27 protein-coding genes are annotated in these 24,773 nt (G+C 39.8%); 4 read left to right on the top strand and 23 right to left on the bottom strand.

Translation table 11 applies throughout. The features are described 5' to 3' along the window. Positions 1-11: 11 nt before the first annotated feature. From ABC382_RS06110 to ABC382_RS06160, 11 genes are all read right to left on the bottom strand, one after another. On the bottom strand, positions 12-293 hold the full coding sequence (locus tag ABC382_RS06110) for a BMC domain-containing protein (RefSeq protein ID WP_004229005.1): 282 nt from the start codon (positions 291-293) through the stop codon (positions 12-14). Positions 294-307: 14 nt separating this feature from the next. Continuing rightward, positions 308-1,789 (bottom strand): aldehyde dehydrogenase family protein, encoded by a 1,482-nt coding sequence (locus ABC382_RS06115; protein WP_322611740.1) that lies wholly within the window; start codon positions 1,787-1,789, stop codon positions 308-310. 14 nt (positions 1,790-1,803) lie between these two features. Beyond that, positions 1,804-2,085, bottom strand: coding sequence for a hypothetical protein (locus ABC382_RS06120; protein ID WP_312506345.1), 282 nt, complete (start codon positions 2,083-2,085; stop codon positions 1,804-1,806). 5 nt (positions 2,086-2,090) lie between these two features. Then, complete coding sequence (locus ABC382_RS06125; RefSeq protein WP_312506346.1) at positions 2,091-2,834, bottom strand: HAD family hydrolase; 744 nt, start codon at positions 2,832-2,834, stop codon at positions 2,091-2,093. 23 nt (positions 2,835-2,857) lie between these two features. Next, positions 2,858-4,264 carry an ethanolamine permease gene (gene eat, locus ABC382_RS06130; protein WP_312506347.1) on the bottom strand — a complete coding sequence of 469 codons (1,407 nt, stop codon included), beginning with the start codon at positions 4,262-4,264 and terminating at the stop codon, positions 2,858-2,860. A gap of 34 nt (positions 4,265-4,298) precedes the next feature. After that, on the bottom strand, positions 4,299-5,309 hold the full coding sequence (locus ABC382_RS06135) for a phosphotransferase enzyme family protein (RefSeq protein WP_322611741.1): 1,011 nt from the start codon (positions 5,307-5,309) through the stop codon (positions 4,299-4,301). 43 nt (positions 5,310-5,352) lie between these two features. After that, positions 5,353-6,618: a class-III pyridoxal-phosphate-dependent aminotransferase gene (locus tag ABC382_RS06140; RefSeq protein WP_412926661.1), complete on the bottom strand. Its 1,266-nt coding sequence runs from the start codon at positions 6,616-6,618 to the stop codon at positions 5,353-5,355. Positions 6,619-6,631: 13 nt separating this feature from the next. Continuing rightward, positions 6,632-7,423, bottom strand: coding sequence for a DeoR/GlpR family DNA-binding transcription regulator (locus tag ABC382_RS06145; protein ID WP_312506350.1), 792 nt, complete (start codon positions 7,421-7,423; stop codon positions 6,632-6,634). A 326-nt stretch (positions 7,424-7,749) separates the two neighbouring features. Next, a complete protein-coding gene (locus ABC382_RS06150) occupies positions 7,750-8,700 on the bottom strand; it encodes a stalk domain-containing protein (RefSeq protein ID WP_312507069.1) in 951 nt (316 codons plus the stop codon). Positions 8,701-9,075: 375 nt separating this feature from the next. Further along, positions 9,076-9,216 (bottom strand): hypothetical protein, encoded by a 141-nt coding sequence (locus tag ABC382_RS06155; RefSeq protein ID WP_322611742.1) that lies wholly within the window; start codon positions 9,214-9,216, stop codon positions 9,076-9,078. Positions 9,217-9,263: 47 nt separating this feature from the next. Then, entirely contained in the window at positions 9,264-11,033 is a 1,770-nt protein-coding gene (locus ABC382_RS06160) for a glycerophosphodiester phosphodiesterase (RefSeq protein WP_322611743.1), read from the bottom strand. A gap of 267 nt (positions 11,034-11,300) precedes the next feature. Between ABC382_RS06160 and ABC382_RS06165 the strand changes: the two genes are divergently transcribed. Continuing rightward, positions 11,301-11,510 carry a hypothetical protein gene (locus ABC382_RS06165; RefSeq protein ID WP_312507067.1) on the top strand — a complete coding sequence of 70 codons (210 nt, stop codon included), beginning with the start codon at positions 11,301-11,303 and terminating at the stop codon, positions 11,508-11,510. A 25-nt stretch (positions 11,511-11,535) separates the two neighbouring features. On the opposite strand, the gene ABC382_RS06170 is transcribed toward ABC382_RS06165, so the two are convergent. The 9 genes from ABC382_RS06170 to ABC382_RS06210 all read right to left on the bottom strand — a co-directional run bounded on the left by ABC382_RS06170 (position 11,536) and on the right by ABC382_RS06210 (position 19,719). After that, on the bottom strand, positions 11,536-13,110 hold the full coding sequence (locus ABC382_RS06170; protein WP_322611744.1) for an amidohydrolase: 1,575 nt from the start codon (positions 13,108-13,110) through the stop codon (positions 11,536-11,538). 18 nt (positions 13,111-13,128) lie between these two features. After that, entirely contained in the window at positions 13,129-13,680 is a 552-nt protein-coding gene (locus ABC382_RS06175) for a biotin transporter BioY (RefSeq protein WP_274796754.1), read from the bottom strand. Positions 13,681-13,821: 141 nt separating this feature from the next. Next, positions 13,822-14,484 (bottom strand): TIGR04104 family putative zinc finger protein, encoded by a 663-nt coding sequence (locus tag ABC382_RS06180; protein ID WP_322611745.1) that lies wholly within the window; start codon positions 14,482-14,484, stop codon positions 13,822-13,824. Further along, entirely contained in the window at positions 14,471-14,989 is a 519-nt protein-coding gene (locus tag ABC382_RS06185; RefSeq protein WP_312507064.1) for a sigma-70 family RNA polymerase sigma factor, read from the bottom strand. Before ABC382_RS06185 ends, ABC382_RS06180 begins: the two co-directional genes overlap by 14 nt. Positions 14,990-15,110: 121 nt before the next feature. After that, positions 15,111-15,869 carry an ABC transporter ATP-binding protein gene (locus ABC382_RS06190; protein ID WP_322611746.1) on the bottom strand — a complete coding sequence of 253 codons (759 nt, stop codon included), beginning with the start codon at positions 15,867-15,869 and terminating at the stop codon, positions 15,111-15,113. 6 nt (positions 15,870-15,875) lie between these two features. Beyond that, positions 15,876-18,188 carry an ABC transporter permease gene (locus ABC382_RS06195; protein WP_322611747.1) on the bottom strand — a complete coding sequence of 771 codons (2,313 nt, stop codon included), beginning with the start codon at positions 18,186-18,188 and terminating at the stop codon, positions 15,876-15,878. Positions 18,189-18,247: 59 nt separating this feature from the next. Continuing rightward, positions 18,248-18,898 (bottom strand): TetR/AcrR family transcriptional regulator, encoded by a 651-nt coding sequence (locus tag ABC382_RS06200; RefSeq protein ID WP_274796749.1) that lies wholly within the window; start codon positions 18,896-18,898, stop codon positions 18,248-18,250. Between the two features lie 118 nt (positions 18,899-19,016). Further along, positions 19,017-19,238, bottom strand: a complete 222-nt coding sequence (locus ABC382_RS06205) for a helix-turn-helix domain-containing protein (RefSeq protein ID WP_274796748.1) — start codon at positions 19,236-19,238, stop codon at positions 19,017-19,019. Between the two features lie 10 nt (positions 19,239-19,248). Continuing rightward, positions 19,249-19,719, bottom strand: a complete 471-nt coding sequence (locus ABC382_RS06210; protein ID WP_274796747.1) for a DUF2975 domain-containing protein — start codon at positions 19,717-19,719, stop codon at positions 19,249-19,251. A 171-nt stretch (positions 19,720-19,890) separates the two neighbouring features. On the opposite strand from ABC382_RS06210, the gene ABC382_RS06215 reads away from it, so the two are divergent. After that, positions 19,891-20,439, top strand: a complete 549-nt coding sequence (locus tag ABC382_RS06215) for a GNAT family N-acetyltransferase (RefSeq protein ID WP_313470848.1) — start codon at positions 19,891-19,893, stop codon at positions 20,437-20,439. A 51-nt stretch (positions 20,440-20,490) separates the two neighbouring features. Here the strand turns inward: ABC382_RS06215 and ABC382_RS06220 are convergent, their stop codons facing one another. The 3 genes from ABC382_RS06220 to ABC382_RS06230 all read right to left on the bottom strand — a co-directional run bounded on the left by ABC382_RS06220 (position 20,491) and on the right by ABC382_RS06230 (position 23,853). After that, positions 20,491-21,939 (bottom strand): tetratricopeptide repeat-containing diguanylate cyclase, encoded by a 1,449-nt coding sequence (locus ABC382_RS06220; protein WP_341385986.1) that lies wholly within the window; start codon positions 21,937-21,939, stop codon positions 20,491-20,493. A gap of 221 nt (positions 21,940-22,160) precedes the next feature. Further along, positions 22,161-23,354 carry a hypothetical protein gene (locus ABC382_RS06225; RefSeq protein WP_412926662.1) on the bottom strand — a complete coding sequence of 398 codons (1,194 nt, stop codon included), beginning with the start codon at positions 23,352-23,354 and terminating at the stop codon, positions 22,161-22,163. After that, the gene (locus ABC382_RS06230; protein WP_274796743.1) at positions 23,347-23,853 is read right to left on the bottom strand and encodes a sigma-70 family RNA polymerase sigma factor; all 507 of its coding nucleotides are present in this window, start codon (positions 23,851-23,853) and stop codon (positions 23,347-23,349) included. Before ABC382_RS06230 ends, ABC382_RS06225 begins: the two co-directional genes overlap by 8 nt. Before the next feature lie 124 nt (positions 23,854-23,977). Here ABC382_RS06230 and ABC382_RS06235 point away from each other — a divergent pair, with 124 nt between their 5' ends. Continuing rightward, a complete protein-coding gene (locus ABC382_RS06235; RefSeq protein WP_412926663.1) occupies positions 23,978-24,403 on the top strand; it encodes a MerR family transcriptional regulator in 426 nt (141 codons plus the stop codon). Continuing rightward, complete coding sequence (locus ABC382_RS06240; protein ID WP_412926664.1) at positions 24,400-24,756, top strand: DUF4260 domain-containing protein; 357 nt, start codon at positions 24,400-24,402, stop codon at positions 24,754-24,756. The genes ABC382_RS06235 and ABC382_RS06240 overlap by 4 nt, the downstream gene beginning before the upstream one ends. The last annotated feature ends 17 nt before the right edge of the window (positions 24,757-24,773 follow it).

Consider the following 24,773-nt stretch of genomic DNA (forward strand, 5'->3'; position numbering starts at 1 on the left):
CCCTCCCCTATTCACTTAGGTAAGATTGCGTATAATTCTGAATGAGGGCGTGGGATGACATGTACTGAAAGCAGTTCACCTACACGGCGTGCCGCTTCAGATCCTGCATCCGTAGCTGCCTTTACTGCACCGACATCCCCTGTCACAAGCACTGTCACAATACCTCCCCCGACATGCACTTTCCCTACGATATTGACGTTAGCTGCTTTCACCATGGCATCTGCAGCTTCAATTGACCCTATTAGACCTCTTGTTTCGATCATGCCTAAAGCTCCATTTATCTCTACACTCATTTTAATTTCCTCCTCTAGTTATTTAACTTTGTTAGTACTTCCTCTATGATCTTTTCAATGGTTATCCTATCGAGCGGCACGTCTGCTTTTGCTTGAATCGATGTAGCCTGTATGTTTTGAGGGTGTTGTGGCTGAGGAATGGTTAGTTCCTTCACGCCATATGCGACTCTTTTTTTATTTAATAAATGACGAGCAGAAATATTATCGCTCGTAATATTCCCTCCGTATGCCCCGCATCCTAATGTAAAGGAAGGAGTTAAACTTGTCGTACCGCCCGCTGCTCCAACAGATGCTAAAGTATTTACTAAAATTCGGGATACCGGCATTTGAGCAGCAAACGCTTTAACAAAATCTTCGTCCTGGGCATGAATTGCTAAGCTATGCCCTCTCCCTCCCACATCAAGCAATTGGCGACAAATCTTTGCCGCTTCCTCCCGTGAATATGCCGTATAGAGACCTAAGATGGGAGAAAGCTTTTCTATTGAAAACGGATATTCCTTACCAATTGCATGTTCCTCCGCTACAAGTACCCGTGTATGGGAAGGTACATTAATGCTAGCCATGTTGGCGATCAAAGTTGCTGGCTTCCCGACAATCTGACTATTTAAAGTACGAGCAATTGGCGATATTACCTTGGCCAATTTTTCTTTATCCTGTCCACTTAGCAGGATCGCCCCATTCTCTGCTAATGCTGCCATCACCTGAGCTTTTACCTCCTGATGCACGACAATGGCTTGCTCCGTGGCACAGATGGTGCTATTATCGAATGATTTACTATCAATAATTCGTTTCATCGCCTCTTTAACATCTGCTGTACGATCTATATAAACAGGGACATTTCCAGGGCCAACACCATAGGCGGGTTTGCCTGAGCTATAGGCTGCTTTGACAAGTCCCGAACCACCAGTTGCTAAAATAAGCTGTACATCACGATGGCGCATTAATTCCTCTGTACCTTTTAAGGTTGGATGGGTAATCCATTGAATTAAGCCATCAGGGGCACCTGCACGAATAGCTGCCTGTTGACATATTTTCAATGCCTCAATGGTACAGTTCACTGCGGATGGATGTGGACTAAAAACAATGGCGTTTTGGGCCTTTAATGCAATTAATGTTTTATAAATGGCTGTTGCAGTTGGATTTGTTACAGGTGTAACTGCTGCAATGACACCGAATGGATAAACTATTTCTACCTGCTTTGTCACCCTATCATCTTGAATAATACCAACTGTTTTTTCTTGTCGAATAGATTCAAAGACGCCTTGAGAAGCTAATTCATTTTTCATTTTTTTGTGTTCAATGATTCCCATCTTTGTTTCCGTAACAGCTCGTATCGCAAGGTTTTCTGCTTGTTTATAAGCTTCATGGGCAATGGCTTCGATAATAAGGTCTACTTGCTCTTGCGTAAAGCTAGTGTACTTTTTTTGTGCAAGAGCAGCAGCTGCTACCCCATCCCTAGCTTCCTGTATGGAAAGCAAATCTTGGTCTTTCACCATATGACGCCCCCCGGTCATGTAAATTTTTTTAGCGCGATTAAGTCGTTCGTATCAGTTGTAGTAAATAGCTGTTGCTCGTGCAAACTTTGCCAATGGTGTAATTCATGTGCAGAAAGCGCCTCATACACATCGGTTTTTGGTTGCTGCTTCTGACCATGATTCTGCATCAACTGAAATGATTGCCATTCCTGCAACTCTTCATTTGTCAATGTTTGATGTGTTTGATCAGATTGAGTGGCCTGCGTAAGTTTTTCCAATACCAATTCAGTAATTTTGGCAATTAGCTGATTGTCCATTTTGCTCACTCCTTTTTGATTAACATCGTTAAAACGGATTCATCATAGGCATCAATAATTTTTGTCGCATCAGGCAAATAGTCCTTCGGGAATGTTGCTTTAGGAATGATGCCAATGGAAAAGCACATACCCGCATTTTTTGCAAAGAGCATATCTGCATTTGAATCACCAATCATTACGGTTCTCTCTAGTGTTACTTGAAATTGCTCCTTTGCCACATAAGCTAAGTCTGGAAATGGTTTACTGTAGACAGCTTGGTCACTTCCTAGTACAAATTCAAATAAGGTGAACAACTCTAACTGCTGTAAATGTGATATAGCTCGTGCTGTTTGATCAGCTGTAATCACGCCTAATTTTATCCCTTGTTTTTTTAAGTTCATTAAGAGAGTGCGAATACCTGGTAATGCCTGAACCCTACTATTTTCTTGTTGCGATGTGGCTAAGTTGGAGGCTGCTCTCGCAAGTGTCACACCTTTGCTCCAAGGGATTCCCTGCTGATAGAGTAAGTAGGCTACAATCGTTTCAGCTTCTTGGATACTTCCAATAGCTAAAGGGCTTGTTGGATCAATAGATGTTCCTTTGTCATCAACACCTATGTTTTTTAAAAAGGTCTGTAAAGAAAAAAGTATTTCAAAATTCGAATTTTCAGTTAAATTTAGATAGACATTTTTGGCCCATGCAATCCATAAGGAATCCATCTCGATGATGGTTCCATCCTTATCAAAAATGACCCATTCCACTTGTGTCATAGTAGAACTCATTCCTTTTTGTTCTATTCTCGTATTGCTTCTATTGATGGTACAGGTACCTGCACCTCTATATGCGCTGATCTATCCTTTGCAAAGCGTTCCTCTGGCGCATCCTCATTAATGTGATGTCTAGCCCAAACCCAATAATAAATGCTTGCCACAGCAAACACTGCTAAACAAACAATGAAAAACGTCAAATTAGCAAAGAAGCTTGCAAAGATAGCAATAACAGCCAGCACAAGTGAGACAATCGGTGTAAACGGATAAAGTGGCGTTTTAAATGTACGTACTAAATTAGGTTCTTTTTTACGCAAAATTAGCACCGATAAATTCATCGTGATATAGGAAACTAAGGCCCCAAATGTAGAAATTAAAATCAAATCATCCGGATTAAATAATATGACTAACACTAGCCCGATAAATCCTGGCAAAATAATGGCCATATATGGTGTCTGACGTTTTTTATGCATCTTCGATAAAAAGCTTGGTAGGTAACCTGCTCGTGATAAGGCATATACTTGTCGAGAGTAAGCCAAAATAACACCTGAAAAACTGGCAATTAAGCCGACTAATCCAACAGATGCCAATATTTGAGCTAACCAATACGTATTTCCAAAGACTGCAGCAACCGCCGCTGGCAGTGGATCTTCTGCAACTGTCATTACATCTATTCCAGCAAGTCCTATTGCCACGGTTGTTGTCAAAATGGATAAAATCAGCAATGTCACCATACCTGAAATCAACCCTTTTGGCATATCCTTTTGCACATCTCTCGTCTCTTCTGATAACATAGGCAGCATTTCAATAGCTAAAAAAAGCCACATCGCATACGGTAATGCTGACCAGATCCCTTTAAATCCACCTGGTATTAAGTCACCATTCTCAGGAAATAGATTGCCAACGTTAATTTGTGGTAATCCAACAAAATACATTAATACTAATAAGCCTAATGCAATAAAGACAAGCACCATTTCAATCGTGGCATATTCCTTAATACCAATAATGTGAACGCCCATGAAAAGAGCGTACATAAAGGCTGCTGCTACAACAGTTGGTACAGCAGGGAATAAAAAGCTAATATATCCGCCAATACCGATGGCAATAATAGGTGCAGCAATGACATACTGAAGAACAACTCCAATCCCGGTAATAAAACCGATATAACGTCCCATCGCCCGTCGAGCAAATGAATAGGGTCCACCTGCATAAGGTAACATCGTCGATAATTCAGAAATTCCTAAGGTCATCGTTAAATACATAATCGCCATAAATAATGTTGCAATGAGCATGCCTAAAAAACCCGATTGACTTAAGCCAAAATTCCAGCCAAAGTAGTTACCAGAAATGACAATGCCGACGCCAATTGTCCATAAATGAATGGGTGTAAGGGCTTTCTTTAATACGATGATTTCATCCTTTTTCGAAGACATGTTATTCGCCACCTTTTATCGTTATTTAGTTGTTTCAGTTCTGATACTTTTCTAAATAAGCTTTTACTAAGGCATCACTTTGAAGTGTATAATTTTCACCGAGTAAGCGTGTTGTGTCATTATCACGGCTACCAATCCAAGAAATAAGCTGCAATCTTCTCATTAAAATAAATGTCGGAATCATCTCTATTTCTTCATCTGTTAACGTCCTTATCTTGCTATAGCCCTTTATCCATGAAGCAATCAAATCATCGAGATAAGGCATATGTTCAATAAAGCTAACAGATGTTGCTACATCATATAAAAACCAGCCAAAACCACAATCATCAAAATCGATAACCTTGATTTCATCACCGTAAATGAGTAAATTGGCTAAACGTAAATCAGCATGAATGAGACCAAATCGTGTTTGACTTTTTCCATATGCATCTAATCTCTTTTGTATAACAAGCGTCGCTTCTTCATATAAAGCGATGCGAGATGGGGTCATCCCAAGTCCATCCTGCCATCTCGCCCATTTTGGAGATTGTCCTAAAATTGTGTCATAATCCCACGTCATTCGTTGAAAAGCTTTGTAGTAATCATGTTGCTCGATCGTATGCTTGTGAAACATCGCTGTAATTTCACCTAATGTTTCAAATTGCTGAATTAAGTTTTCTTCATTATTTTCATCAGGAGCATTTCCCTCCAAAAATGTAAATAATGTGCTATAATATATCGTGTCATTATATTCATGAGCATGTACGTAGTCACCGTCATCTGCTCGCATTGGTAATGATACATCAATAGGAGATTGCTCATGGAGCGAGTTCAACCAGGCAATCTCCGCTTCGATTTCTTCTTTTTTATGGTAATTAGGGCGACTAATTCTTAAAATATACTTTTCGCCCTGCATGTCTTCTACGAGATACGTAGCATTTTCAGAATAATCAATCATTTTACAAGATGCTTCTACTAAACAACTAAACTCCTTCAGCGCATCATTAGCAGCCTGATGAAAGTTGGAAAGTACTACTTCTAAATCTATGAAATCCATTTGACCCATTTAGAAAACCCCCTTGTTTACTAAAATGATAAGCTTCTACTCGTTAATAGCGTGCAAATTTTACTAGTTGCGCTGCTTCTTTAATGCCTGCCTCACATTTTTCAAGTAATTCATCACAATACGCTTTATCACATAATAACCCTGGCTTAAATTGTAAAACACGGGTATCTAGCATTGAATAAATCGCCCACACACCATGCTTGTACAAGGAACTCATCACGTATTTTGCTCCATCTGGGTGATTAAACTCTAAGCCCATGACCACGCCAAGCTGACGAATTCCCAAAAAGAAATCAGGACATTGTTGTTGAATGCGCTCTAAGCCACTACGTAAATAGCGTGCAACATATTCGACATTTTTGATTACTTCTGGACGCTGTGAAATTTCTAGTACTTTCATTGCCACTACGCAGCCCAGCTCTGCTCCACCAAAAGTAGAAATATGTGCAAGCCCATCTTCCTTCATCCAACCACCTGCTCGTTCATTTACCACTGTCGCCGCAATTGGATAAATGCCTCCACTGAGACCCTTTGCCGTCACAAGAATATCTGGCTTCACACCGTAATGCTCAATTCCCCACAGCTTACCTGTTCTCATCAAGCCTGTTTGCACCTCATCGGCAATATATAATGCCCCATATCGCTCGCAAAGTGACTTGACATCTGCTAAGTAATTAGCTGTTGGCAATGGGAATCCATAGGTCGCAGGAATTGTCTCGATAATGACGCTAGCTACATCTCCTTTAGCAAGCTCACGCTCCATTGCTGCAAGATCATTGAATGGTACATGCACAAATTCATTTGGACTGCCCTCACTTAAAAATGGCTTAGAATAACGTTCATTGCCAAGTGAAACTGCGAGCCCCGTATGACCATGATAGCCATTTTTAATCGAAATCGTTTTCTTTCGTTTGGTAGCATAGCGAGCACATTTTAAGGCCACATCAATTGCTTCACTTCCACCACTAGAGAAAATGGAGTAGGTTAATCCCTCTGGTGTGCAGGCTGCCAATTTTTCTGCTAATTGGGCACGTGCAGTCGATGGGAAATGGTGATTTCCAATATCAAAATAATTTGTTCCTTCTACTAATGCTGCGATCACTTCTGGATTTCGGTGTCCCAGGTTATACGTACCGCCATTGAGATGCGCGTTCATTAATTTCTTGCCATCCACATCGTAAAAATAATAGCCCTCTCGTTTGCCAATGACGACATCTACACCATCTATCTGCCACTGTTTCGTTTTCCCTGGATTCCACCAGTCAATTGATTTTTGTAAGGTTGCCTGTTTATTCGCAAAAAAGTCCATAGTTTCCACCTTCCTATACATTGACGTCGTCCAAAATTTCACCTGCTATTAATAACTCTACTTTTTTCTGTTCCAAACGTTCCTGCCACTGTGAAGAGCTTTTTTGATCTGTAATGACCATCGAAACATCCTCTAAATGACAAATATGAGCTAATGTAGAGACTCCAAATTTCGTATGGTCTGCTAAAATAATCGTATTTTCTGCTCGCTCTATTAATTTCTTAGAAATAGCAGCACCCGTAATATCATAATCCGTAATCCCATCAGCTAAAGAAATGCCCCCTGCAGCCACAAAGGCTTTATTGGCCTTTAACTGATTAAAAAATAAATCAGCTAATGGACCACCCATAAACTTTTGACGATGCTCATACTCGCCTCCCGCAAAAAGCACCTTCCCTTGAAAGCATTCCGCTGCTAAGGATAGAACAGGAAGAGAGTTTGTCACTACAATAACATTGGGCTTATCACCTAAAAAACGAACAATTTCATAGGCTGTTGTACCATGACCGATAAAAATAACATCTCCGTCTTCCACAATACTTGCAGCAGCCTTACATATCCTTCTTTTCTCTAAGTTGTTAAGTGAAGTTTTTTGTTCAAAGGTCCGTTCATACTTTTCTTTCGCCTTCACTGCACCCCCATAGACTTTGTGTAGGAGCCCTTCCTTTTCTAATCGATCCATATCTCTACGTATAGTCTCACCTGATACGTTTAATAGTTGCTCAGCATCACTTACCTTTACTTTTCCTTCTAAATCCAACATATCTAAAATTACCTTTTTACGTTCCTCAAACGAAAGAGACATACACCATCACTCCAAACACAAAGTTGAATCCAACAAAATCCACAATTCCAACTTCAATTTTCTGCATTCATGTGGATTTGTTTTGAATTTTAAATAATAGTTAAACAATTGTCAATACTCTGAATATTATTTTTATCTATGTTTTGGTTGTTTTTATCTCTCTGGATCAAGAATTTCATTCGAAATATCGCTAATAAATTATTTTACTAAAATACACAAAAATCCAAAACGATTCTATCGGAAAAGCACATTCTATTACTCTTAAATAAAAGCGTCCATAATAAAACCCCCTTCATGGTAAAAACCACAAAGGGGGGATGATATGCTTATTTCATTAATTCTTCTACGAATTCAACAGGTACATAAGTTTTGCCAGATTCTAATAGAGCTGGGGCTACTTTAAATTGGCGAAGCGCTTTATTGTAGCCATATTCTTTTTGTCCTCGAGTAATTGTATAAGATAGTGCGCCTTTAGAAATGATGGCACCTTTTGATGTTACTTCTACTTTAAAGCCAAGTTCTTCTGCAATTAATCGTAGAGGTACCATTTTCGTTCCTTCTACTTCATAAAAGTCCTTATTGATGATGTCTTCAACAGCTGATTTATTTGGTGCTGGTTCCGGTGTTGGCTCTGGGTCCACTTCCACTGGCTCTTCTTTCTCGATTGTGTCTAACACGATCACTTTTGAAGGTGGTGTTTGAGCAGGAATGCTCATAGTGGCAATCGTGTAGAATACTACTAAATGCTGCTCTTTTAAATCATCCATTTTCACATCTCTACCGGAAGCACTCACTAGTTTCATGTCTTCCCCAACATTTAATTTTAAGTTGTTTTCAGTATCAACTAAATCTTTGTTAAAGAAATCAACTTCCACGCTACCCATTTCTTCTGTTTCGACAATAATTACTTCCGGGTTGTATTGCGGCGGATAAATAGCTAGCATAGGCTTTTTCGCATAAGAATACGCCGACACTTTATCCCCCTTTTGTAGCTTCACTTCTTTCCCCGTATTATCGAAAACAAGTGAATCCTTATTGGCGATCATAATATTCGTATTGTCACCATCAATTACTGTATAGTAAGTGCCATTTTCACGTACTTCTACTTTGTCAATTGTCCCTGTCACTTTAATAAAGACCGGCTGTACTTGTTGCTCCGAATTGTCCGTGTTCGTTACAACCGCCTCCACTTCGCTCGCTGATGCAGTTGGAGCTCCAAACGCGCCCCCTAATAATAATGCTGACATAGCAAATGGTACGACTTTCGTCATTTTCATACAAAAAGCATCTCCTTCATATCACGATTCATAAAAGTAGTCGTGTTTCCATGAAAAAGGTTACAATTTGGCCAAAATTTTTATGAAGCCTAATATTTTCAGAGATGTCTTCTTGTTATAGGGTTCTTTTTCGCGGGTATTCGCCTCTGCTTCGCGGGTATTCGCCTCTGCTTCGCGGGTATTCGCTTCTCTTCCGCGGGTATTCACCTTCGCTACAGGGATTCACTTTCCTTCTGCGGATATCCACCCCTGCTTCGCGGCTATTCGCCTTCGCTCACAGGGATTCACTTCGTTCCGCGGGTATTCACTTCCCTTCGCGGGTATTCACCCCTGCTTCGCGGGTATTCACTTCCCTTCCGCGGGGATTCACCTTCGCTAACAGGTATTCGCCTCTGCTTCGCGGGTATTCACTTCCCTTCCGCGGGTATTCGCCTCTGCTTCGCGGGTATCCACTTCCCTTCCGCGGGTATTCGCCTCTGCTCCGCGGGTATTCACCTCTCTTCCGCGGGTATTCACCTTCGCTCACAGGGATTCACCTACACTTCGCGGGTATTCGCCCCGCTTTAAAAGATAAAGCGGAGGCGATTGAGGACTCGTTGGAGGAAGTATTGATGTTCGCTTTGCTGTGTTCTTAGCTCGCGGGCGACGTCGGGGTGGTCGGTGATGACGCCACTGACATTTTTCTCGATAAAAGTTTGTAGTGAACGATCGTCATTGAGGGTCCAGACAAATAAATCGGTTGGATGCTGCTTTAACTCCTCGATGAGCTGCTCGGTTACCCAGGATTCCTCTAATGCGATGAAATCAACATTTTCTTCCATCGGTCCGATATTGAGGGCATAGACAATGCCGACACGTAGATTGGGTACTATTTTTTTTAATTGCATCATTTTCTGCCCGTCCGCAGATTGCACATAATAGGAATCAAGCACCTTATAGTTTCGAAGCTTTTCTACCAATTTAGGAAGAACATCTTCTGTTTCTTTGCCATGGACCTTTAATTCAATTAATAGCGACACATCTAAAGCTTTGGCAATTTCGATACAATCATCTAGCGAGGAAATTTTATCGCTAAAGCCATTTTGATGAATGGTTAACGATTTTAGTTCATTCAAGGTCATATTCGCTATCACGCCGTTTTTACCAGCTAATCGTCGTAAAGTTCGATCATGAAAAACGACAAATTCACCATCGACGGTTTGCTGAATATCGATTTCTATCAAATCAGCCCCTGCATTGGCTGCGCTCACCAACCCACTAATCGTATTTTCTACATTGCCTGCTACATAGCCTCGATGGGCAATAATTTTGGTATCAGGCGCATAAACACTTTTCTCTAAAGAATTCATGTTCATCATACTTAATACGATAAACACGATGAAACTAATGAATAGCAATGGTTTATAGCGTCGCTTCCTATATGAAGCAACGTTAAATTTGCCTAGCACAGACGTATTATAGGTGATGGCAACCATGACTTGTGAAAACATGGCCTGTAATAAACTAAAAAGCACCACAAAGACCATTTCTAGAAAAGCGAGTGTCAACCCGGCAGTAACGAGTGCAGCACTTGGCATTAACCGTTCTATAATATAAAGTGGAAACGTACTAATGACCGTTATCCCTAGCATCATTAGCAAATGACCTGTTAAAAGCATTGCCAGTAACACTAACAATTCAAATAAACCTCGCTTCGAAAATCGCCAGCTTTGCTTGAATGAGCGTAAAATGGAGATGTTCGGTTGGATTGTAAAAATAGGTAAGGTCAAAATACTTCGGATACCGATCATTACTAAAATGCTTGCCACTGCAGCATATGCTAGTCTACCTGCTCGAGTACTCATTATTTCTTCGGTTAAAAAATGTGGAAGTGAGATGGATTGGGTTAAGGTGAGTGGTAGCATAAAAGAAGCGAGTGGCAATAATAGGGCAAGATAGACGATTAAAAATAAGATTTGGACACTAAAAAAATAAACAACCTTACGATTCAACTGCTGCCATAAAGGAAAAAATCGATAGCGCATTCCTCTTTGCTGATGAAAAGCCATTAAGAACAATAAGCCCATTTCATAATAGACAAATAATAAAAACAGTAACATTAATAGACAAATCATCATGATGACAAAGGGATGCGCCACAAAACTTTGCCAATTTTGCTCTGTAATATGTGTAAATCCCGTTACTCGTAGCGTGAGCTTAAAGACGATAGAGGTAACAGGGATTATCAATAAAAATTGAAAGATTCTAATCAATGCGAAAACCTGTACATAATCTAAACGATAAGCATAAATATTGTAGACAGCCTGTCGCATTACTTGTCCTGCCTTGTGCACATACTCACCCCTGTCATGCTGTTAAAATAGCTCTCTACTAACGTATGTTCATACTGCTATGGCCCATTACTCAAAGCATGGAAAATAGCTATTTGTTCAAGTATTCTATGCGCCAAAGTAGGAGAAGAATTGTGTTGTTCTCTTGATTATCATGCAACAAATAATCTGAAACCCCATTTCATGGCTCGTTCTTTTCTATTTTCTTGAAACTTTTTCGAAGGCTATCCAGTATATAACTAGATACCCACTAGAGAAAGGAGCGCAAACATGAAATTCAACCTTGGCGATGTCATTAGTACGATCGTTCTGTTATGTATGTTTCTCGCAATCTTTTTCGTGATGATTCATATGATTAAAAAAATGAAATCAACTACCCCTGTGCCTCCTCCCCCAACCACACAACAGCAAGTAGAGGACTTAACAATTCGTGTCGCAAACCTAGAACAACAAGTTAAACAATTAGACGACAGAAAATAGCCACATCAAAAAATCGCTGCAAAGGTTATCCTTTACAGCGATTTTCATAGACAATTTTGCCATCCACAACCGTACAGGCTACTTGAATTTGAGGGAGGTGCTCGATCTCCACATGAAAAAGGTCCTCTTGTAAAATTGTAAAGTCAGCTGCATAGCCCGCTGCAATTTTGCCCCTAGTATTTTGCTGACCAATAATTTCTGCAGCCCCTACTGTATAGAGTCGAACTGCCTCAAAACGAGAGACTTTTTCCTGTGAATTATAGCCATAATGAGTTTCCCCAACATTTCTCCTTGTGACAGCAGCATAGATTCCGACTAACGGATTCGGTACTTCAATCGGCGCGTCACTGCCCCCTGCTACAATAAGCCCTCGGTCAAGCAGTGACTTTAAAGGATGTAAGCCCTGCGCTCGTTTCGTCCCGAGTCTAGACAGTTCTGCTTGATATTCCCCTTGCACAAACTGCGGCTGCATATCAACGGCAACTGGTAAGTCAGCTAGCTTGGATAAAATGTCATCATCCACTAAACTACAATGAATGACTCGATCAAGCTGACCTTCTTGTGGTGGGTTTGCTGCAAAGATTGCTAAAATCGTCTCTATAGCTAAATCACCGATGGCATGCACTGCAACAGTTTGTCCGTAGTGACGAGCCAATTGAACATACTTCGTTAATTGCTCCGTAGAATGAATCAGCATCCCTGCATTGCTTGGATCATCGCAATATGGTTGACGTAGCGCAGCTGTGCGACCTCCAAAGGCTCCATCGATAAAAATTTTCATGGCGCCAAACTCCAAGTATGGTGAAGAAAGTAGATCCATTTTCACGACTTCTTCAAAGACCGTATGATGCTGTAGTAAATGCACTTTAAAGGATTGCTGTGCCTCCACTATTTTGCGATAGGCCTGAATAGGCTGACTTGGTGGCCCGTAATAGCTTAAGTCCTCAGAATGACCACCTACTAAACCATAGGATTGGAGTGAGGCAATCGCTTTTGCCAGAGCATCCTCAATATAAGCTGGTGTAATGTGGGGCATATGATTAACAATTAAATACAAGGCCGCATCCTTTAGCACACCAGTAAGTTGACCATCAACTTTGTCAATGACACCGCCCTCTGGTGAAGGGGTAGCGCTAGTAATCCCTGCAAATGCAAGTGCCTTGGAATTGGCTAAAATTAAATGATGGCAGCTACGTTTTATAACTAAATGGGCTTCTCCTAGTGCATCTAGCTCTGCTAATGTCGGAAAAATGGGTTCATCAAATTGGTTTTCATTTAGTCCAATTGCAATGACCCATTCCTGTGCGGAAGCATGGGACATTCGCTCTTGTAGCTTCTCGAGTAGCATATCCTTACTTGTCACCTTGGAGACATCAATATGCTTTAGTTTTTCACCGTAACCGATAATATGTAAATGGCTATCAACAAAGCCTGGGTACATCACACTACCTTGTAAATGTTGGATAGAAGCAGCTAGTGGCGACAAGCTCTCTACTGAGCCTGTCGCCACAATTTTTCCATCTTCTTCAAGGACTGCTTCCACTGTTTCACCAACTTGAGCCATCGTGTAAATCTTTCCACCTGTCCATAATGTTGCCAAAACTATTCCTCCTATGTCCTATGCTGTTGCTTCAATTAAATGTGCACTTGCTAAGCGGCGGCGAACAATAACACCAATCCACGCTGCAAGCACCGCTTTAACGATTCCTACTACGATAAATGGAGCAACACCGCCCATAAAGGCAGCTGTCCATGTATAGTCCGCTACAATTTTTAACCATACAGTACCGAATGCCAATGTTACACACATCCCAATAATATTTGCAATAATTGCTTGTACGAATGAAATACCAAATTTATCTAAGTATAAGCCCATAATAATCGCTGTAGCAAGGAAACCAACGATATATCCACCAGTTGGACCAACTAAAATTGCCAGCCCACCTGACATACCGCTAAATACAGGTAACCCTACTGCTCCTAATAGCATATAAAGCAGCACAGATAATGTCCCAAGTCTTGTCCCTAATATCGTCACCACGATGCCAACCGCTAACGTTTGTCCTGTAATCGGAATGAGTGGTAGCGGGATCGTCACCTGTGCAAGAACTGCAATAATGGCTGCACCAAATGCCGCTAACACGTATTGATATGTACTTCCTTTTTTCAATGTAAAAAGCCTCCCCTTGTGCGTTAACTAATTATAAAAATAAGTTAACACAAAGATAATGCAAATGAAAACGGTTGTCAATCTATTTTAGAATAAAAAAAGAAATTGCTAGATAAGCATAGCAATTTCCTTGCAAAATTATTACCATAGAGGTTCATTCATTGGATCTTTTTCTTGTAGCTTATACACATAGGGCACTAATTGATGATAAAAAATGAGCATCCCTACTAAAAAGAAAATAATACCGATAAAATAATGATGGAAAACATGCTGCAGCATAATAAATAATGGGATTGGCATCGTGAGAACGCCCCCTATTTGTATCGATTTTTTCGTACGATACTGTTTTTGTCCACAATGAGGGCACACAATTTCACTATTTTTGCGGTACAATTTACGGGCTTCTTTCTCAGACCAGCTCTCCCCACATTCAATACAAACCGGTAAACCATAGCCTTTTTTCACTAAAAAACGTTTGACAATATAGGTTGAACCTATAAATATGCCTAGTAAAAGAATGCCTCTTACATAATCTGATTCAAATAATGACCACCAGCTCGACGTATCCTCTTGTAATCTCGCTGCCTGATGACCTGTTGTATGCTGTTCCTTCTGCTGCGTTAGTAAATAGCTAAAACCAATGACGAAAATAGTAAAGGTCGCTAACACAATACGATATGTCCATTGACCACCTGCTTTGCGTTGAACTTTTCGTTGTGCTTGACCCGCGATTATTTGTTTCCGGTTCTTTGAAAGCTTGACATCTTGTAGCTCTTTTACTAGATTTTCTTTAAATCGATTCATTGTGTAGCACCTCCCAATCAAAGTCACCCATTGCTATTGCCAATTGTTTGCGAGCTCGCTGTAATCTTGTGCGAATCGTTGCTTCTGGACATTTAACAAGCTGTGCGATCTCCACTGTCGACATCTCCTCAAAATAATACAATATCAAAACCTCTCGATAGGAAACGGATAAGGTAAACAACGCTTCTGTTAGCTCTTTTTTAACGGATTTTTCAAGTATCTCCTTTTCAGGTGTAACAGTTGTTGTGCGACCCGTGATCTTTTCAAATAATGTCAGCCGTTTGCTTTTCCAGCTCCGTAAATAATCATGACTGCGATTGACCGTCATTTTCACTAAATATGTACGCAATGATGCTTCCTGTCGAAATTGTTCCTGCTTTTGATAAAAAGCAATGAACACATCTTGGACGATGTCCTCCGCCGTTGTTATATTTTTCACATATAGATAGGCGACCTTTAGTAAGTAATCACCATGCTCCTCGATGATCTGCTCAATATCCATCATTGCTCTCACCTTCTTTCTACACTACTGACGGACGCCACTATCATTACGATTCATTTTTTTACAAAAAAAATAAAAAATCCGTAATGGCCGCTTTTAAGCAATTACGGATTTACCCCATCTATTAAATACCTATTTCTCGCATTGTTGCTACCACTTTGGCCAATCTATCGGCTACATTCGAGCCAACGAATTTTGGCAAGCGCATTTCACTGACGATTGCGCCATCACACATAAAGAGGATACGCTCCGTTCTCGCAGCAATTTTAGGATCATGTGTGACAAGCATAATCGTTGTACCTTCCCTATTTATAGAGGCTAGTATATCCATAATTGCCTGGGCAGATGTTGAATTTAAAGCACCTGTTGGCTCATCCCCAAAAATCATTTGTGGATTGTTGATTAAAGCCCGACAAATGCCCGCCCGCTGAAGCTGACCACCGGAAACCTGGGTGATATCTCGCTTTGCCAAGTCTTCAATCTCCATTTTGTTCATGAGCTGTAGCGCCCTTTCTGTCAAGGCCTTCACATTTTTCCGCTGATCACGCATGGCTGGTAGCAGGATATTATCCAGGATATTCAAGCTTTTTAGAAAGGTTGGCTGCTGGAACACAAAGCCCATCCTTGTTCTACGCAGATTGGCAAGTTCCTTGTCATCTAAGGAGGTTACATCTAGACCATCAAAAATAACACGGCCATGATCAATGCTATCCATCCCACTTAGTGCATACAAGAGAGTGGACTTTCCACAGCCTGACGGTCCCATAATGGAAACGAACTCCCCTTCAGCTATTGCCACGGATACGTCTAATAAAACGGGGTGCTGTTCATTGCCTATTAGAAATGATTTTACGATGTGCTCACCACTCACTAAGGTCTTCATCTCATTCTACCCCCTTATATGATCCATTATTTTTATTTGCCCCGCCCTTGATGTACCAATAATCGTTGCAAGTAAAACGACGCTTATGAGTACTAATGGGCAAAAAACATAAATAGCTAGTGAATTAATCGTAAAATTAAATGAAGCTGCACCAAATGAGGCAATGACCTTGCTTGTGAGAAATTCTCCTAGCGTATTTGCGAGTAAGTTCCCTATTAAAACAGCTACTAATACAACAAACATCGAACGTGCGACATATTGTGTGGCGACATCTCCATTTGTAAAGCCCAATGATTTCATAATAGCGATAGATGATCGATCCTTCGTCATCAACATCTTCATAAATAAGCATGTCACGAGCATAGACAGCAGTAGGGCAATGACGAGTGATGCGTTAGAAGCTTTTTCTATAGAGTGGATCGTTGCCCCAAATGTTTGGTTAATATAATCATCAATGCCTGATACCTTGGCAAAATAAAATGCATCCGTATATTCCTTCACCTTTTCTTCGACCTGTGACGGATTTGACATCGTTCCATAAATGACACGCCATACGCTTTCTGTTGAATGGTCAGAGAAGGCTGCCTTAGCTGTTTTGCCACCATTAGTAATATCTGAATAAATACCACTCACTACTAGGTTTTTCTTTTCACCATTGATGACTAGTGACATAACATCACCAACCTTTTTATGAAGCTCCTCTGCATTCAATACTGAAAGCGCCATTTCATTTTGTGCAACAGGCGCCCTACCTTGGGCATACGTTAGAGGAAAGATTGTATGGTCGCCAAGCTCAATTTTTAGATTTTCTTCCGTCCCATCATCTGTAATGGCTTTGAATTTTTTTGTCGTCAAAACGGTATATTCCTTGATAACTGTATCCTTTTCTAGCGTTTTCATGATCGTAGCTACAGCCTTTTGGTGACCTTGTGGGATATCTATTCGGATGTCACTATCGCCAATCCCCATATGTGTTATAAAGCTTTTGCTAGAAATTGTGTTCGATACATTTTGAGGAACAATGATCATAAATGTCGCCAACAGTAGGACGGCAAGCATAGTGGCATACAACCTTTTGCGTGAGAGCACGTCATTTATGCCTAAAAAGAGATTAATAGGAAGCCTTTTGTTAGAGCTGAGGTTCAAATAAGATGCATGACCAGCTTTTCCTTGCATTGTACCGAAGCGAATAGCTTGCGTGGCAGATAGCTTGCGAAATTGTCTAAGAACGGATTGTACATAACCTATGATGGCAAGAAACACGAGCAGTAATCCGATGATAGTAAACAACCATACGAAAGGGGTATTGTTTGTTTCTCCCATATACAAACGGATATTTTCAAGCAGTGTATCCCGTAGCATGAAAGAGCAGGCAAAGCCAAGCATACAGCCAAGTCCCGCAATGGCGGCATATTTAGCTAGATACATTCTTTGAATATCCGTAACTTGTATGCCAATCGCTTTCATCACACCAATTTCACGATAATCCTCTTCAATTTTAGCTAGTAATGTAAAACGAATACACATAAATGCAATCGCTACAACGAGGATACTAATTAGTAGAATGACCGCAATCATCAACCCGTCCGTTAGGGCATTTAGCATTTTGAAAAGTGGAAACGTAATGGTCGGACCGTTCGCTTCTAGTCCTGCATACACATAGGCTTCTTCAAAGTCTTTTAAATCAGCTAAATGGTTAAGCCGAAATTCAATTAAATATTCCATCGTACCTGCCCTTTGGATCGCCGCGAAATCCTGCTCACTGACAAGAAAACGTTTAGAAGATGCTAACATAGAATTCATTTGTGAATCCCGTAAAAACCCCGCAACCGTCAACGACTGATCATGTACTGTTACGGTATCCCCCACTTTGGCTGTGCCATCCTTCCAGTAGCTAACCGGAAGATAAATATCACCATTTGCTACTTCAATTACACGGCCATCAAGGTCCAGTAAATAATCGAAATGCTCACTTTGTATACTAAACCCATGGTCCTGTACGCTTTGTGCTAGTGTTTTACCAGCTATGTTAATGTTGGAACCATCTACATTCAGAAATTTATTGATCTGAAATTCTTCTACACGTTTATCCTGTTCCGCAAAAAGAGCAAGCCTTTCCGTATCGATTTCTCCTGCATGCATCTGTAAAAAATGAGCTGTTTCTGCCTGTTTCATTAGAGAATCAATAGCACTAGATAAGTGGACGATGAGCACAGCCGATAGCGTGACAAGCATTGCTGCAGCTACCACAAATAGCGTGGTCATACCTGTAATTAGCTTGCTATTTGCCATATCATTTCGCACAATTTTATAATACATAGGTCACCTCTAAGTAAGTTTTTTACTTTCATTCAACCTAACAAGACCCAAGAATAGTATTATTTCGTACCGCTTTCGCCTTCATTGCCAAACATTTGCATCATGTACAGCAAGCTACCACTTTCAACACCAAGCATTCGTTCCACATTAAAAATAAATGCTGGGATACGGGCAGCCCGTTCTTCTTCCGACATTACCACCAGATCATCATCAAATACCGTATTGGTATAAGCGATAATCATTTCCATACATTCATACGGATACGGTGTGTGATAAATTCCCTGCTCAATACCTTCACGGATTATGGACGTAAGAATAGGTGGTACTTGATTAAGAATCACTTGCTGTATTTTTCGATGCATCAATGCATTTTGTGGTTTATGAACATGCTCCATGATCTGCTGACCACTGTGTTCATTTTGCACATTCAGTGCCATCACCACACGCAGTATGCGCTCATTTACAGCTATATTCTTGTCTGCTGCAATGGTTTTTGCCTTTGCTAGCATCGTACTTGTATAGCGCTCAATAAGGGCGTCCATAATATCTTCCTTCGACTTAAAGTGATAATATAATGTGCCTCGTGCAATGCCCACTTTTTCAAGAATTGCACTCGTGCTTGTGCCGTCAAAACCCTTCTGGGCAAATAATTCATCTGCTGCATCTAAAATTTCATTTCTGCGTTCTTCTGCTTTCTTCATTTCCCTCATCAAGATAACCCCCTCATTTGACCGACTGCCTGTCGATATATCTTTTTTACATCGTAGCATAGGACAACTCCTATTGGCAATAATTTCAACAAAAAAAGAATCTGCATCATGCAGACTCTTATTTTTGTATTTCTTCATTTTTTCGATATTCCAAAATATCACCGGGCTGACAATCTAACGCCTCACAAATTGCCTCTAATGTTGAAAAGCGAATGGCTTTGGCCTTGCCATTTTTTAAAATAGATAGGTTTGCCATTGTGATGCCAACTTTTTCTGATAGCTCTGTTACACTCATTTTCCGTTTCGCCAGCATTACATCAATATTGATGATCATCGCCATAATATTCACCTCAAACCGTTAAATCATTTTCTGATTTGATATCGATGGCATTTTTTAGAAGCTTTTGAAGCACAGCAGCAAAAACTGCAACGACAAAGGAAGCAAAAACAATGACCATTCCGATAAGTATAAGACCAGGGGCATCATCTACTTCCGCAGCATAGTATATCAGTGGCATGCCAACCACGTAAACACTACTAATGATAATTGCACAATATTTAATCTTAATTAAAGCCTTCACTGATAGCTCTGAAAATGCAATGTTTTGGTCAATATAGCTTAGCAGTTTAATCGTCGTATAAAGAGCAACAAAATATGCGATTGCCGTTGCATAGACCCCAAGTAAAGCAAAAATGGTTAAAACTGGAGAATGCTCCCCTGTATTCAAAGCAACACGTGGTACCACCCATATACATAAGGCGAGAACGGGCAATCCCATAAGAAAAACAGCGATCTTTAAAAAGAGCGTTTCTCGTTTCATCTTACGCACCTCTTTTATTTATTGTCCTGTTCAATTTATCATAAAATTTATCGTTTTTCAATAAATTTTTATCTCATATCAAGATGTTTTTATCAAATATCCATTATTTGGTTTGTTTTTCTTGCCTTTGTGCTATAATCGGTTTTATCCATTTATGAAGGGGGTATTTCAATGATTTACAGAGCAGCAGAAAAAACAATAGAAACAGAACGTCTTATGCTCCGACTTTTTACAGAGGCAGATGCACCTGAAGTCAGTCTATTATGTAACAATTATGCTCTTTATAAAAGCACCCTGAATTTACCTTATCCCTATACATTAGATTGTGCATTGTCATGGATTTCCACACATCCACAAAACTTTGAGGATAATCGACTATACGAATTTGCTATAACAGACAAAATTAGTGGACAATTATATGGGGCAATAGGCTTGTCAAATCGTTCACAACATCAAAATGGAGAAATGGCTTATTGGATTGGGGAGCCGTATTGGGGAAATGGCTATGGAACAGAGGCAGCGCAAGCTATCATCGAGTTTGCCTTTCAAGAGAAAAACTATCATCGTGTCTATGCCCAGTATTTTTTATCCAATCCCGCTTCAGGAAAAATCATGGAGAAATGTGGCATGAGCTATGAGGGAACGTTGAAGAATCATGTTAATAAAAATGGTACATTTGAAGATATTGTTTTTTACGGCCTAATCAATCCACAACATTAACAAACCTTTCACGAAAGAGGCACTTCCACTGTAGATATGCCTCTCTCTCATTTAAATACCATTTCCAACATCATAATATTGGTTATAGTGTGTAATTTGGTTGCGACCATTACGCTTTGACTTATAAAGCGCTTCATCCGCATGTTTAATTAGTTCGTCCACCTTCTGAATTTCACCATGCTGGTTCGTACTCACGCCAATACTAAACTCTAATTGAACCGTTTTATGCTCCACCGTAAGAGATAGCGAGGCTAGTGTTTGATAAAGGTTATCTGCCAATTCTTGAACCGATTCGCCTTCCTTTACTTGACTTAGTACAATAAATTCATCCCCGCCAAAGCGTGCGACAATGGATTCGAAGGGCTTAAAATAATCCTGTAATGTTTTAGCAGTACTTGTTAATGCATCATCTCCAAATAAATGACCATTCATATCATTGATTTCCTTAAAATGGTCTAAATCCACCATCATTAATGCTAATTGCTGATTTCTTTCGGCTGCTTTTTCAACCATTTTTGCTGCCTGTTCATCAAAATAACGACGGTTGTAGATATTCGTTAGCGGATCGATATAGGCATTTTTTTCAAATTGCTTCTTATGATCGTTGTATTCCATTTCAAATAATACATGTGAGTAGTTTTCACGTTGTATTTCTAACAATATATTAATATATTCTTTTTGAACGGCACATAGCACCACTTTATTGCCTTGGTCCTCAATGAGCTTCACTAAAGAATTATAAATAAGCTGAAGCAAGGATAGATCATTGTTTTGCAAAGCATAGTGTTTTGTCTTTTGGTATAAATCGATGGCTTCACTTATCCGTCCCTGCTTTTCACATAAAAATGCATATGCATTAAAAACCTCCAGCTGCACTTTTGAGTATGGTGGATGGTGAATCGTTGCCAACAATTCTTGTAATATCGTATTCGCTTCCTCAAATTCCTCAAGCCAAATAAGCGCTACAGCTAGATTTGTTTTCGGATAAATCATAGTTGTATACGGCTCTTTATGCTGTACTTCAAAAGCATTCGAATAATACAGACTTTTTAAAGCAAATTCCTTTGCTTTCCTATAACTCCCCATAGATATTTCTAAATCGCTTAGGTTATTGTAAATTTTACCCATGCTCTCCACATGCTGAATCGATTCAGCAATCTTTAGCCCCTTCAGCATTAACTCCTCGGATTTTTTTAAATGCCCAAATGTTCCCCAATAAATGGCGGCTATATTGTAATATTGAATTAAATCAATATCAGTGCCATATTGAAAAGTTAACTCACGATATTGTTCAAGGATACTTATGGAAAGCTGTAGATCACCCGTTTGAAAATAGCTGGCACAACTATAGCGCAGTAGCAGGATAGCCTTATCATACATACCAAGCTCAATAGCACTTTCAATTGCTGTACTACTTATTTCTATATATTCTAAAAAGCGATCAGCATTATATAATTCATTGAGCGTAATCCATAATTCTTCAAATTCTTGTGTATTCATACGGCCCCCCCTTATCTTCCCTTACTTCTTTAATACTACATTTACACACAAAATATTACAATTCTTTGGTCTCATTTATTTTTCCGTTATTAAGTAATTCATCCTAGCGATAAAAAATACTGTGTATTTTATCCTAAATTTTAAAGAAAGGTTATTTTAACATGGTATTTTTACTATAATTTTCCTCCAAATAAAAAACAAGCCTCTTTTAAAGAGACTTGTTAAGATTCATCTATACCTAAAAGGACTTTTAACTGCTTTGCTCTATTGGCACTCAGCTGAATTTCTCCGTTCCCTACTTTTTGAATGTAGAGGGATCCACCATAGCCATTCCATATTTCAATCCGTACACCTTCTACTTGAAAAGAATATTCAGGTGGTCTTTTCATCACATCTGCAGGCTGCCACGGGATATCCCGTAAAAACTGAGCGACCTCTTGCTCATTGTCTAGCTGAAGCTTCTTTGTAATGGCTGGTTCTAGTACCTCCAATTTATTTAATAACCCATATTTTCTTACGACTCCGTTTTCCTCAATGCTCCCTGTACCTATTGATGTTAATGTAATATAATCCCCCTGCTTGACAGGAAAATCATCCAACACCGGATACCAATCGGCTTGTTCATATTTTTCAGCAAGCTGTTCCTTCGTCATGTGATTCAGATCATCAGGAATCACCCCTTCTACAAACAAGAAAACATTTGATTCAACTTTTGCAACGGTCCCAACCTTGGAAGAACCATATGAACTGGAACTAATTTTAATGTTATGCTCCTTTTGAAAGGCTGTTGCTTGCTCAGCAATATTCGCTTGAAAATACCGTTTGGCGTCAATAGTGGCTACTTCCTGATAGGCATAAAAGGTTGGATATTTTTCCTTATACTTGTCATACAGCTTCGCCCGAACAGTATACATTGGCAGAAGGGGTTCGAGATAAGTTGCAACATACTGTTTAGGTGTTAATCCTTGAAAAAAATCTTCATATCCAGGTGATTGATGAAGCATTTCCAATTGGTCCATTTGCTTCTTTCTCTCGACTTCTAGGTCATTCTTTGAATAGTCAATACCTAGAGACTCTGCAAAATAGTAGGAGGCAATAAGTTTCTCATAAGAAAGATAGGCCTCCTCCTTATAAAATTCCTGTTCTTTCCCTGGCCACATATTTTGACTAATACGTTCGAAGTGCTGTAGCTGCCTTTCATGAAATAGTGAGGACGTTTGATTTGTTTCATTCGTAAGAAGCTGCACCATAACAAATCCCGCCACACAAAGTGTCAGTACTACTGTTAACAGGGTGAATCGAAAAGGCTTCCTTCTATTAATATGCGCCTGCTTTAGTACTTGTTTTTTGACTCGCTCTTTGCTCGCTGTCAAATCACCCGCTACTTTGACTAATTCATTGTGTATTTCACTCATGCCTTAACACCTCCCATTCCCCCTGCTTCAGATGGGGCTTTAATGCCTCTCTTGCCCGTTTCAGCCTTGTCTTGACCGTATTTTCTGCCACACCGAGCAGCTGGGCAATATCACGAATCTTCATTTCTTCAAAATAATATAAAATGATGGGCTCTCGATAGGTTAATGATAGCTTTAAGATAGCCGCCCCAATTTGGGATCGTTCTTCTGCTGCCACGAGTTCATCCCGCTGTTTACCGCCCTGCATAGGAAATAATTTTTCTTGTATCAGTATTTTTTTATAATGCCAGCTTTTCAAATAATCCTTGCTTTGATTAATTGTTAACGTGGATAAATACGCACGGAGCTGTCCTCTTTCCTCATAGCCACGCTGTGAAAATTTAATGAAGACCTCTTGCACAATATCCTCTGCTGTTTGCCGGTTTTTGACGTAAAAATAGGCGAGACGTAATAAATGTTCTGCATGTTCATCGATTATTTGTTCAAGTATGCCGTCCACCTCCCCTTCTTACACTATAAACGACTGCCACTGGATGACCGTTTCATTTATTTTAATTATTTTCATTAAGAACCTTGACCTTGGAGCATACTCCAATGTTAGGATGATTTTAGGAGGTACTTACATGAAAATAAAACAATTCGCTGAGACATTTCATTTAACAACTGATACAATTCGCTACTACGAAAAAGAGGGATTACTACATCCCCAAAAACAGGAAAATGGCTACCGTGTGTATAATGCCTCGTGTGAACAGACCATGAAATTTATTATCGTCTTACGCCAGCTAGGCTTTACACTCCAAGAAATTAAGCACTTACTAACATTAGAGCAAAAGCCTGTATCACCAACGTGCAATGAAGAAACGGTACAGCTGTTTTCTACAAAAATCACCCGTATTGAACAACAACTTCATTTTTATCAACATGCACTTCAATCCTTACAGTTGACGAAAACATTAATGGCTGATGGACAATATGAAAAAAATCAAGAAAAAATTGCCTCTCTCATAGAGGATATGTATCAAAATTTATTGGAAGGTGATGGATGATGAAATTACGTAAAATTATTTCTTTAGAATATGTTATTGCTTTTATGATCACGGTCTTTTTCTATTGGCACTTAAATTTTTCATGGCTTTATTTTATCGTTTTTTTACTACTGCCTGACATTACAATGGTCGGCTATGTCTTGAATACAAAAATAGGTGCTCTCTTTTATAATATTGGGCATAGCTTTGCGTTACCTGCAGTGCTTCTTATTATTGGCTTTATGGTGGCATCCCCATCACTTCTTGCAGCTGCTCTGATATGGCTCTCACATATTTTTTTAGATCGAGCTCTCGGTTATGGGCTCAAATATGAGGAAGCTTTTACGAAAACACATTTACAGCAAATTGCGTAACTAGCAAGGAGTCAAAT

The sequence above is a fragment of the Lysinibacillus phoenicis genome, from assembly GCF_047238325.1.
Taxonomy (GTDB): Bacteria; Bacillota; Bacilli; order Bacillales_A; family Planococcaceae; genus Lysinibacillus; species Lysinibacillus irui.